Genomic DNA, 11948 nt, shown 5'->3' on the forward strand with positions numbered 1-11948 from the left:
GAGATGACGGTGGTCTCCTCGACCTCGTCCCAGCCGCTCTCCGCCCCGGGATCGGTTCCGGCGTAGAGGGTGACGACGGGGTTCTCCAGGGTGCTGCCGGCGTCGATGTGCAGCCAGTCCTTCCCCGCGGTCAGGAGTCCGTGGCCGCGCGGCTGGGGGCCACCGGTGTCGGGGTCCATGACGGTCAGGTCGCCCCACTCCTTCATCTTCAAAGGGCGGGCACGGCCCTGAAGATGGGGCCAGGTCGAGCGCGGCATGGAGAACCCCCGTCGTCAGTACGGCGCCTGCCGGCCATGTGGTGCGTGGGGTCAGTGTGGCAGGCGCAGGTGCGGTGCCGGGTCTACTTGATGTGGACGTAGTCGGCGTCGCCGCCCAGGACACACGCCACGCTGGCTCTTGTAGAAGCCGCCGAGCGGGCGCCGGCGCCGCGGTTGTCGCAGGCGGTGATGCTGCGGGTGCTGCCGCGGCGGGGGTTGCCGCCTTCCCTGGCAGCTCCGCCACAAGGACCTTGCGACGCCTTGCGATCGCACGCACCGGACACCGCCCGCTGACCGGAACCCACTTTTGTTCGCAGCTCTGAGCGGTGTGTCCTGCGCCGGCGGTTCAGACTGTCCCTGCCGACTCCCCGGTGGGCTGGTGCTCATCGAAATAGCGGACGAGCGCCGGGTCGAGTGCGGGGACGTCGACCGGTGTGCCGTCGGAGCGCAGCGAGGTCGTCGCGGCGACCGCGGCGGCGACCGCCTCGCGGGCGGCCACGGGCGAGGTCTCCGTGGGGCCTCCGGCGGCGGCGAAGCGCAGGAACTCCTCGACGAGCGCCCGGTCCGCGCCGCCGTGCGTGTCCTCGGCCGGCGCCACGACCGGGACGGAGAGGTCGGCGTCGTCGCGGTAGCCGGAGCGGCGCCGGTTCCACACGTCGACCCGCGCGGGGTCGCCGTCGATGCCGTCGCCGAAGTTCTCCAGGCGGCCCTCGTCCCCGATGACCGTGTAGTTGCGCCAGTAGTCGGGCGTGAAATGGCACTGCTGGTAGCTGGCGAGCACGCCGTTGTCCAGCCGGGCCAGCATCATGCTGATGTCCTCGACGTCGACTACGGGGTTGAGGTCGCGCAGGGCGGACGGCGGCCAGATGTCCGGGTCGAACCAGTCGGGCATGCGCTGACCGGGCGGTACGGTCTCGTGCGTGGCGCGGCGCGGGTTGTCGCCGTAGACGGCCAGGGCGCCCTGGGCGACGACGTTGCGGGAGTAGCCCCCGGCGAGCCAGTGGATGGCGTCGAGGTCGTGGGCGCCCTTCTGCAGCAGCAGACCGGTGGTGTTGGCGCGCTGCGCGTGCCAGTCCTTGAAGTAGAAGTCCCCGCCGTGGCCCACGAAGTGACGGCACCACACCGCGCGGACCCGGCCGATCGCGCCGTCGTCGATCAGGTCGCGCATCCGCCGTAGCATCGGCAGGTGGCGCAGGTTGTGTCCCACGTAGAGCCGGGTGCGGGAGCGGAACGCGGCCTGAAGCAGCGCGTCGCAGTCGGCGACGGTGATGGTCAGCGGCTTCTCCACGAACACCGCCACGCCCGCGGCGAGGAAGAACAGTGCGGGCCGGGTGTGCAGGTGGTCGGGGGTGAGGACGAACACGGCGTCCAGTTCGTCGTCGAGCATCCGCTCGTACCGGTCGTGCACCGCGACCTGGGTGCCGAACAGGCGCCTGGCGTCCTCCTGGCCCTTGGGGTCCGGATCGGCGCAGGACACGATCCGGGCGGTGTCCGAACGGTTCACCAGCGTGGCCATGTCCGCGCGCTGGCCGACGCCGATCACGCCGACGCGCAGCTCGGGAGTCGCTGTCTGGTCACGGATGCTCACTGGGTTGTCCCTTCGTTTGTGTTCACGTGGCACGTACCGGCGCCGGCGCGCCCTGGCCCCACTTCTACCTGCGCGGCGCGGTCGGCGCGGCCAGTGCGTCGCTCAGCAGCCGCCTGTCGACCTCGTCCAGGGCCAGCCGCACCGCCCCCAGTGCCACGCTCTCGTCCCCGAGGGTGGAGGCGCGCAGCTCCGGCAGCCGCAGACAGTGCTTGGTGAGTTCGCGGTGCAGCGGGCCGAGAACGACGTCGGCGGACCGGGAGAACCCGCCGCCGTACACGACGACCTGGGGATCCAGGGCGAGTACGAGGGCGGCGACGCCGACCGCGAGGTCGCGGGTGTAGCGCCGGACGGCCGTGCGCGCGTTCCGGTCGCCGTCCCGGGCCGCCTGGAAGACCCAGGCCGCCGCGTCGCCCGGCGCGGCCGTCGCCGGTACCCCGGGGCAGGACTGGAGGTGGTCCGGCGCGCTGAGCCACCGTACGGCCTTGAGGGCGCCGATCTCTCCCGCGGCGCCGCCGTGACCGCGGCGCAGGGTGCCGTCCAGGATGAGGCCGGCGCCGGTGCGCAGACCGGCGAGGAGGTAGACGATGTCGTCGGCGTCCTGCGCGACGCCCGTCCAGCGTTCGGCGACGGCTGCCAGCTTGCAGTCGTTCTCCACCTGCACGGGGCAGGAGAACCGGGCCGCGAGGTGGGCGGCCGGGTCGGCCTCGCTCCAGCCGGGCAACGGGCTGGACAGCGAGGTCCTGCCGCTGCCGTCGACCGGACCGGTCACGCCGACGGTCACCGCCCAGATGTCGGCGGGGGCCATTCCCGCGCCGTGCAGCACCTCGTCGATGACGCGGTCGACCGCGGCCAGCCGGGCCTCGGGCGCCGCCCCGGGGTCGGCAGGGCTGCGCACGGTCCGCACCAGGTGGCCCTCCAGGTCGCTCAGGACGACGAGGATCTTGTGCACGCCGATGTCGATGCCGAGCACGTGCCCCGCGGTGGCGCGGAACCGGTATCGGCGGGCCGGCCGCCCCACCACGCTGCTGGCTTTCGGCTCCTCGACCTCCGCCCACCCGTCGGCGACCAGGCCCTGTACCAGGACGTCCACGGCGGGGCGGGACAGTCCGGCCCGGCCGGCCAGTTCGGTGACCGTCGAGGGCGGGTTGCCGCGCAGCGCGCTCACGATCGACAGCTGGTTCATCTCGCGCATCCGGGACATGTCCGTTCCGGTCGTCGCCATGCTGGTGCTCCCTGGAGGTGTTGCCGTGACCATCGCCGGATAATGCTGAGCAGTTTACTAATAGGCGGCGGTCACCGTGTCCGCGTCCGGCGTCACGCGATCGGATACCGCTGCTCCGACTCCGGCGTCACGGCCGCGGTGAAGTCCACTTCCCGTCCGTCGAGCGCGAACCGGTAGCGGCCGAGTCTGCGGACCTCGGGACGGGTGGTCAAGTAGGCCGTCATCGCTTCCAGTTCGTCGGGGCGCAGCCACCCCGGCGGGTCGGACACGGCCCGGAACCCGCAGATGTCTGCCAGGTCCCGCAGCAGGCCCTGCTGCTGATCGGTCAGCAGGTTGAGACGGCTGCGGAAGTACACGACGTCCGGGTCGACCTCCAGCAGCGTCGACTGCCACAGCCGGTGCAGGGTGTTGACGACGGCGTTGCGGGCGAGGGCGTCCGAGGGGTCCCGGGTGGCGTAGTGCTCCCACAGGGGGGCGACGTCCGGGCCGCTGCGGATGCCGTCGACCAGTCCCAGGGAGGGCAGCAGCGGGGCGCCGCTGCCGAGCAGGTAGGTGTCCGGTCCCGTCGTCTCCCGGATGATCTGCAGGCCGGTCCGGTAGGCCGCTTCGCGCCCGGTGTCCAGGGACCGGACGCCGGGTGCGGCGCCGGCGCCGGCGAAGTCGAGCTTGAGATAGGTGTACCCCCATTCCCGGCTGACCCGGTGGACCGTCTCCCGCAGATGGTGCTGCGCGGCGGGCAGGGTGAGGTCGAGGGCGAAGTAGCCGGTGCCCCAGTTGTGGCCGGCCACCACCGGCTCGCCGGCAGCGTCGCGCAGCAGCAGTTCGGGCCGCTCCCGCGCGGTGCGGGAGCCGGGCAGCACGATGAACGGGGCGATCCACAGGCCGGGCCGCAGCCCGGCGTCCCTGATCCGGTCGGCCAGCGCCCGCATGCCGGAGGGGAACTTGTCGTTGGCCTCCCAGTCGCCCACCGCGCGCTCCCAGCCGTCGTCGATCTGGACGACGTCGAAGGGCAGGCCGCGCAGGGCGGCGATGTCCTTGGTGAGCTGCTCCTCGGTGATGTTCTCGTAGTACGCGTACCAGCTGCACCACACGTTGCCCGCGCGCTTGCGGCTGCGTCCCAGCCGCTCCCCGAGGTGCCGGGCGTAGGCGGCGAACACCTCCTGCTCGTCGCCGTGGGCGAGGAACCAGGGCGCCCCGTCGCGCTCGTACCAGCCGACGAGGATGTCCCGGTCGGCGGTCAGGCGCGGGACGTCCGGGCCGAGCGCGCCCAGCAGGAGTACCCGTCCGTCGGCCCCCTGGAGGGCGGCGACGGCGGAGGAGTGGTGGCGGGCGGGGTCGTCCCACACGGTGTCGTCGGCGGTCAGCCGGCGCTCGGCGCTCTCGATGCGCAAGGGTGCCTCGGAGAGCCGGCGCCAGCCACACGGACTCCACGAGTTGTGTCCGTGCCGGTAGAACAGCGCGTCGCCGAGGCCGTGCAGGACGGCGGCGCGTCCGGGCGGCAGCAGCAGACCTCCGTCGACGGTCTGGGGCGGTGCGCCGCCTTCGAGCTCGGCGGCGAGGGTGCGCCCGTCGAGTTCCAGCAGCTGGGCCATGGATCTCCTTGGTGTGAGGGTGGGGGCGGGCAGCGCCGAAGGCGGCTATCCGAGCAGGCGGTTGACCTTCTCGTTGGCCGATCTCAGCGCGGCCTCGGGGCTGCTCCGGCCGAGGATCGCCGACTGGATGGCGTCCTGCACGAGGGGGCCGATCTCGGTGCCGCGTTCGGTGACGGGCAGCAGGAAGGTGCCGTTCTTCGCCGTGGCGGCGTCGGTGAAGACGTGCACGTCCTCGCCCCGGGCCTCGTGTCCGGCGAGCGCCTTCCGGCTGGAGCTCCTGATCGCGGGGAAGACGACGCCGTGCTCGGCGACGATGTCCTGGCAGTCGGCGGAGGCCAGGAACTTCACCCACTTCCATGCCTCTTCCTTGTGCTTCGACCCGGCCCAGACGGCGTCGGACAGGCCGTTGATGGAAGTCTTGCGGCCTTCCGGTCCGGTCGGCAGCGGGGCGTAGGCGAACTTCCCCTTCAGCCGGGGGGCGAGGTAGGTGGAGACGGTGAAGGAGCCCGCCACCGTCATCGCGCCCTTTCCGGCGATGAGCAGTTCGGAGTTGGCGAGGCTCGACTTCTGGTCCAGGCGGGGTGCGTACCCTTTGCCGATGAGTCTCTTGAACCAGGCGATGGTCTCGGCGAGTTCGGGGGCGTCGTACCGGTAGTGGGTGCCCCACGGGTTCTTGTCGAGGTAGGTGAAGCCGTTGGAGGCGGCGAGCAGGCCCCACCCGTTCTGCCCCTGGGAGCCGTCGGCCCACTCGGTCAGGAAGCCGTAGGTCTTCACGTGGTTCTTGTCGAAGTCGGGGTCGAGGCCGTTGCGGCCGTGGGTGTCGACGGTGGCCCGGGCGATGGTCTGCTCCAGGGTGCCGCCGTCGCCGGGGTTCCAGGTCAGGGAGTTGAGGCGGCCGGTGTCCACGCCCTGCTTCTTGAGCAGGTCGGTGTTGTAGACGATGGCCATGGTGTCCCAGTCCTTCGGCAGGCCGTAGCGCTTGCCGTCCTTCACCCAGATGTCGGTGAGGCCCGGCTGGTAGGCGGACAGGTCGACCTTGTCCCGTTCGACGTAGGGCTGGAGGTCGAGGAGCTGTTTGCCGGCGGCGTACGTCGGATAGTAGGTGCTCTGGTCGGTCCACACGTCGGGGGCCTCACCGGAGACCAGTTCGGTGGTCAGGTTCTGCCAGTACTGGGACCACGCGGTCTGCGTGATCTTCACGGTGATGCCGGGATTGGCCCGCTGGAAGGCGTTCGCGCACTCCTGGTAGGCGGGCAGCTGGAGGTCGTCCCACAGCCAGTAGTCCAGGGTCGTCCGCCCGTCGGCCGCGGTGCCGGAGCCGGCGCAGGAGACGAGGGTGGCGGTGGCGGTCAGGCACAGCAGGGCCGCGCCGACGCGTGAGTGTCTGGGGCTCATCGAAGGGGGCCTTTCCGGGACGCGGGGTGGGCGGCAGTCACTTCATGCCGGTGAAGTTGAGGGACTCGACCAGCCGGCGGCCGAGCAGCATCAGCAGCACCAGGACGGGCAGCACCGACAGGGCGGAGCCGGCCATCAGACCGGTCCAGTCCGGCTGGGCGTTGGGCGACTGCTGCTGGAAGATGCCGAGGGCGACGGTGAGCACCCGGGTCTGCTCCTCGCGGCCGGACAGCAGCGGCCACAGGTAGTCCTTCCAGGCCCACACCGTGGTGGTGAGCCCGATGGTGAGCAGCGGCCCGCGGGTCATGGGCATCACCACGCGCCAGAACAGCCCCCAGGGTCCCACCCCGTCCAGGACGGCCGCCTCCTCCACCTCACGGGGCACGGACAGGAAGAACTGCCGCAGGAAGAAGACCGCGAACGGGGTCATCAGCACGCTCGGCGCGACCATGCCGACGAAGGTGTTCAGCCAGCCCAGGTCCTTCACCAGCACGAAGTTGGGCAGCACGGTGAAGATCGGCGGCACCATCAGCGCGGCGATCAGCATCCCGAACACCAGGTCCCGGCCGGGGAAGCGCAGCCGGGCGAAGGTGTACCCGGCCATCGCGCAGAACAGCGTCTGCAGCACCGCGATCAGCCCGCTGTAGACGACGGAGTTGAGCAGGTAGCGCAGGAAGTCCACCCGGGCGCCCGACCCTCCGGCGGCCATGGCCTCCTTCTGACCGGTGCGCCCCAGTACCCGCAGGAAGTTGATCATCGTCGGGTGGTCGGGGACGAGCCCGGCGGAGTCGGTGTAGAGGTCGGCCGCCGGGGTGAGGGCGGTGCGGACCATCCAGTAGAACGGGAAGACGGTCAGGAACAGGGCGAGGACGAGCACCGCCCACGCGACGGCCCGGCCCGGCGAGAGCTTCTTGCGGGTGGGGGTACGAGTACGGCTCATGGGGTGTGCCTCTCCTCAGGCCAGGTCCGAGCGGGAGGCCCGCAGCAGGCGCATCTGTACGGCGGTCAGCAGGCCCAGGATCAGCGCGAGTACCACGGCGACGGCGGAGGCGTAGCCCATGTGGAAGTAGGTGAAGGCCTGTTCGTAGATGTAGAAGTAGATGACCTGCGTGGCGCCGACCGGGCCGCCCTTGGTGGTCACCGCGATCGTGTCGAAGATCTGGAAGGACCCGATGAGCGACACCACCAGCACGAGCGACAGCACCGGCCGCAGCAGCGGAAGGGTGACCTTGGTGAACATGCGCCACTCCCCGGCGCCGTCCAGTGAGGCACTCTCGTACAGGTACTGCGGGACCTGGAGCATTCCGGCGTACAGCAGCAGTGCCGTGTAGCCGGTGTACGCCCACGTGTTGACGCCGGCGACGGTCGGCATCGCCCAGTCCGGCGAGGTGAAGAAGCCGTTGGTGCTCAGGCCGAGCGCGCCGAGGACGTGGTTGACCAGGCCCAGGTTGGCGTCGAGCAGCCACATCCACAGCAGGCCGACGGTGACGTTCGGCACCAGCCACGGCACCAGCAGCATCGCGCGCAGCGCGACCGACCGGGTCAGCCGGTGCATGAGCGTCGCCAGGAGCAGTGCCAGCACGGTCTGCGACCCGATGTTGAGCACCACGTAGTAGGCGGTGACCTTCAGGGCGTTCCAGAACTGCTCGTCACCGATCAGCTCGCCGTAGTTGTCCGCGCCGACGAAGTCCGGTGCGGCGATCAGGCTGTAGTCGGTGAGCGAGTAGTAGACGCCGCGCAGCGTCGGATACGCGTAGAACAGCGCGAATCCCACCAGTACGGGGACCAGGAACAGCCACGCCGCCTTCCGGTCGTCGCGGGGGCGGCTGCTGCGGCCCGGCGCCCGGGGTGCCCCGCCCGACGACGGTCCGGCGTTCCCGTGCGGTGGCGGTCCGTGGCTCTCGTGCGGTGGCGCAACTGCGGTCTCCGCGCCCATGGTTCCCTCCGAAGGGATCTGCGCCGCACCTCTTGCCAGTGGGGCACCGTGGACACATATTGATGAGCAACAGTGAAACTTTGTCAATGCTGCCGCATAACGAAGCGACACTGGGACGACATTCCCCTTCCGTCTCCGGAGGCCGTCACCATGCGCACCTTCGCACCACGTAGCAGATCGCTGCTGGCCGCGCTCTGTTCGTCCGCGGTCGCCCTGTCCCTCGCCGTCCTGCCGTTCACCGCCGAGGCCTCCGACACGGCCGGGACAGCCACCGTGGCCGCGGCCGCCGCCGCCCAGGGCGCGCCCGCCCGCCCGGCGCCCGGCCCGGTCCCGGACCCCTCCCTCCCGGTCCACGCCCTCGCCCGCGCCGACGCGCCCCTGGACAACCCGCTCAAGGGATTCGCCCGCTTCTACCAGCCCGGCGGTGACCAGAACACCGGCTACCCGCACGCACTGACCTGGAGCTACTTCGGTCTGTCCGAGGTCATGACCGACCCTTCAAACTGCCGCAGTTATGACTGGAGCGTCCTGGACCGCGCCCTCGACGAGAGCGCCTCCTACGGCAACCAGACCGCGTTGCGCTTCTACCTGGAGTATCCCGGCGACCCGGGCAACCACCCCTCCGACGCCATCCCGCACTGCTTCGACGAACACGTCGACTACCGCGCCAACACCCAGTGGGGCACCATCAGCCCCGACTACGACAACGCGTATCTCCTCGACGGACTGAAGGACTTCATCGCCGCGTTCGGCGCCCGCTACGACGGCGACCCGCGCATCGGCTTCATCCACATGGGCCTGATCGGACTCTGGGGCGAGTGGCACACCTGGCCCTACGACACCGACACCAGCGCGGACTCCTACCCGAACTACATGCCCACCGACGCCCACGGCGCCGAGATCATACGGGCCTACACCGACGCCTTCCCCCGCACCGAGCTGGAGGTCCGGTACCCGGACTCGGCAGGCGGCGCCGCTGCCGGCCTGCCGTCCGTCGGCTTCCACGACGACTCCTTCTGCTTCCGCGAGGGCAGCCCGCTCGCCGGTGTCACCCTGCCCGGGTCGATGGGCGGCGCCTCGTACTCGCAGCTCCAGCGAGCCGTCGAACGCGGGGTGGAGAACCGCTGGACCACCGCATCCATGGGCGGTGAGGTCCGCCCCGAAATCCAGCCCAGGGCGTTCAGCAACTGGCCCACCGGCTCCGCTGACGTCGACAACATGAAGGCGTGCATCGAACTGGAGCACACCACCTGGAAGATGAACGAGGGCAGCGCCGCCTACTCCCCCACCGACCCCAAGGTGGGCGAGGCGGTCCGGCTGATGGGCTACGACCTCACCGTCGACCGTGCCTACTTCCACGACACCGCACAGGGCACCACCACCGTCGGCGTCCGCATCGGCAATGACGGCGTGGCCCCCTTCTACTACCCCTGGAAGGTCAGCCTCGGCCTCAAGGACTCGTCAGGCACAGTCGTCAAGACCTGGGACACCCCCTGGGACCTGCGCACGGTCATGCCGAAGAAGATCCGCGCCTTCCCCGACTGGGGCGTGGGCTCCGACCCCACCTACCTCGACTACGGCTACGGCCAGTACTTCGACGCCGACATCGACCTCACCGGGGTCACCGCCGGCGGCTACCGGCTCGTCATGAAGGCCAGGAACCCGCTGGAAGGCATCAGCTCCAAGGCCAAGAAGCTGCGGTTCGCCGACGCCGGGCAGAACGCCGACGGCTGGCTCGACCTGGGCGCCATGACCGTCGGTGGCGGCGGCACCGGCACCGCCTCCTACGAGGCCGAGGCCGCCGGCAACACCCTCACGGGCACCGCCGTGGTCGCCGGCTGTGCGGGCTGCTCCGGCGGCGCCAAGGTCGGCTACCTCGGCAACGGCGCGGCCCTCACCTTCCGGAACATCGACGGCGGCACCGGCGGCACCCGGCAGGTGACCCTGCACTACGCGACGGCGGAGGCCCGCTCGGCCACCGTACGAGTCGGCGACGGCACCGCTCGGACCGTCCCCTTCAGCCCCACCGCCGACTGGACCACACCGGGCACCGTCACCCTCGCCCTCGACCTGGACAGCGGCACGGACAACACACTCACCCTCGCCAACGCCTCCGGCTGGGCACCCGACATCGACCGGATCACGGTGAGCTGACCGGCGCGGCGGCGTCCCTTCCCACGAACTCGCCCACCGCCGTGACGAGTCATGGAGGGTCAGGCGCCGTCGTCCATCGCGAACTGCGGCACGACCGGCCTCGGCCGTCGCTTGCCCACAAGCACATCGTCTGCGCGCGTGACGGCGGCGGTTCGGTGCTCCGCCGTCGCCGGACCGGCCGACAAGCAGCCCGCCGAAGGACGCCCCAGGGGCGGACCCGGGGCCGGCGAGGGCGCACCCCGGCCGTGACCTTCAGCGGACGCCGCCCGGGGCGCCTGCCGGTGGCCGGACCGATCGCGGTACGGCCGGGCCCGCGCACCCGGCTGTGCCATCGGTCGCGCACCCGCCGAGCGGGCGGCAGCGCACGCCGCAGCACGGGCGAGCGGAACTTCATCGCGCCCGTCGACGCCGTCCACCAGCTCGTCAGGGATCCGGTCGGGCTGGTCCGGGACCGGCTGAACACTCACGTCTCCCCTGCCATGCGTGAGCGGAAGTCAGCGAACGCCCTCTCATACTCCAAGTGCCGCCTCTTACCGTGTGTTCGGACGCCTTGGCGGGTCGACGCCATTGACCGAGGGCTGAGACCGATCGACGGCTGAGCATCTGCTGTCAGCGAATCCACCTGGCCGGGCGGTGATCCCGGTGCTTGGGTGCCGGTATGGAGATCCTGGTTCTGGGCGGAACGGCATGGGTGGCTCGGGAGCTGTCGCGGCAGGCGATCGAACGCGGTCACGGGGTGACCTGCCTCGCGCGCGGTGAAAGCGGGGAAGTCGCCGACGGAGCGACACTGGTAGCCGCCGACCGGCGCGACCCGTCGGCGTACGAGCCCCTGCTCGACCGGGTATGGGACGCGGTCGTCGAGGTGTCATGGCAGCCGGGCTTCGTCCGCGGAGCGCTCGACGTGCTGGGCAGCAAAGCCGGGCACTGGGTGTACGTCTCCTCCGGCAACGCCTACGCCTCCCACGCCGCGCTGGGGGCGGACGAGTCCGCGGCCCTGCTCTCCCCGACCGACCGGAACGAGGCCGACCGCGAGTTGTACGGCGAGGCGAAGGTCGCCTGCGAGCAGGCGTCGACGGCCGCTGTGGGCGACCGTCTCCTCATCGCACGAGCCGGGCTCATCGGCGGCCCGGGCGATCACAGCGGGCGCTCGGGCTACTGGGTCGCCCGCGCGGCACGTGATCCGCGAGGGCCGATGCTGGTCCCGGACACCCCGGCCATACCCACCCAGGTGGTCGACGTGCGGGACCTCACCTCCTGGCTGCTCGACGCCGCGGAGAGGGGGACCACCGGCACATACAACGCTGTCGGCCCGGTCGTTCCGTTCGAAGAGTGGGTCGAGTTGTCCCGCGCCTGCGGCGGGCACACCGGTCCGGTGGTCACCGCCGAATCGGCGTGGCTGCTCGCCAACGGCGTGGCCCAGTACATGGGACCCGAATCGCTGGCGATGTGGCTGGTCGAACCGGGCTGGGAAGGGTGGTCGGCCCGGGACGGGTCCTCGGCGCGCGCCGCGGGGCTGCGTCACCGGCCCCGGGCTGAGATGCTGGCCGACACACTGCGCTGGGAGCGCGGGCAGGGCCTGGACCGGGAAAGGCGCGCAGGACTCAGCGCGCAGCGCGAGCGCGAGTTGCTCGACGCCCTGAGCCGCCCCGACGCAGGGCCGGATCTCGACCGGCCCTCCCGGTCTGCGGCTGCGTGAGAGCTTCGCGGACCGGCGTGCGGCTCAGGCCGGACTCCACGCCTCGGCCCCGGGGCACGGCCGGGCCGCGCGTGACCATGGCGGCGGGAGCGGACGCCGGGGCAGCGT

Annotated in this window: 9 protein-coding genes and 1 pseudogene; 3 read left to right on the top strand and 7 right to left on the bottom strand. The window is 71.2% G+C overall.

The window, feature by feature from the left end:
- From IG64_RS34680 to IG64_RS34710, 7 genes are all read right to left on the bottom strand, one after another.
- On the bottom strand, positions 1-206 hold a 206-nt coding region (locus IG64_RS34680), incomplete at its 3' end, for a hypothetical protein (protein ID WP_037863807.1).
- Between the two features lie 397 nt (positions 207-603).
- Entirely contained in the window at positions 604-1845 is a 1242-nt protein-coding gene (locus tag IG64_RS34685) for a Gfo/Idh/MocA family protein (RefSeq protein ID WP_037863809.1), read from the bottom strand.
- Positions 1846-1909: 64 nt separating this feature from the next.
- Complete coding sequence (locus IG64_RS34690) at positions 1910-3067, bottom strand: ROK family transcriptional regulator (protein WP_037863811.1); 1158 nt, start codon at positions 3065-3067, stop codon at positions 1910-1912.
- A gap of 92 nt (positions 3068-3159) precedes the next feature.
- Positions 3160-4659, bottom strand: a complete 1500-nt coding sequence (locus IG64_RS34695) for a glycoside hydrolase family 36 protein (RefSeq protein ID WP_037863814.1) — start codon at positions 4657-4659, stop codon at positions 3160-3162.
- A gap of 45 nt (positions 4660-4704) precedes the next feature.
- Positions 4705-6054 (bottom strand): ABC transporter substrate-binding protein, encoded by a 1350-nt coding sequence (locus IG64_RS34700; protein WP_037863817.1) that lies wholly within the window; start codon positions 6052-6054, stop codon positions 4705-4707.
- Positions 6055-6091: 37 nt separating this feature from the next.
- Positions 6092-6994 (bottom strand): carbohydrate ABC transporter permease, encoded by a 903-nt coding sequence (locus IG64_RS34705; protein ID WP_037863820.1) that lies wholly within the window; start codon positions 6992-6994, stop codon positions 6092-6094.
- A 15-nt stretch (positions 6995-7009) separates the two neighbouring features.
- Positions 7010-7990 carry a carbohydrate ABC transporter permease gene (locus tag IG64_RS34710; protein ID WP_037863823.1) on the bottom strand — a complete coding sequence of 327 codons (981 nt, stop codon included), beginning with the start codon at positions 7988-7990 and terminating at the stop codon, positions 7010-7012.
- A 150-nt stretch (positions 7991-8140) separates the two neighbouring features.
- Between IG64_RS34710 and IG64_RS42960 the strand changes: the two genes are divergently transcribed.
- The 3 genes and pseudogenes from IG64_RS42960 to IG64_RS34720 all read left to right on the top strand — a co-directional run bounded on the left by IG64_RS42960 (position 8141) and on the right by IG64_RS34720 (position 11840).
- The gene (locus IG64_RS42960) at positions 8141-10144 is read left to right on the top strand and encodes a DUF4832 domain-containing protein (RefSeq protein WP_051813685.1); all 2004 of its coding nucleotides are present in this window, start codon (positions 8141-8143) and stop codon (positions 10142-10144) included.
- Positions 10145-10353: 209 nt separating this feature from the next.
- Positions 10354-10632, top strand: a pseudogene (locus tag IG64_RS43395) (IS630 family transposase); the annotation flags it as partial.
- A 170-nt stretch (positions 10633-10802) separates the two neighbouring features.
- Positions 10803-11840 carry an NAD-dependent epimerase/dehydratase family protein gene (locus IG64_RS34720; protein ID WP_051813687.1) on the top strand — a complete coding sequence of 346 codons (1038 nt, stop codon included), beginning with the start codon at positions 10803-10805 and terminating at the stop codon, positions 11838-11840.
- Positions 11841-11948: the final 108 nt, after the last annotated feature.

It is taken from the genome of Streptomyces sp. NRRL S-340 (assembly GCF_000720185.1).
Lineage (GTDB): Bacteria > Actinomycetota > Actinomycetes > Streptomycetales > Streptomycetaceae > Streptomyces.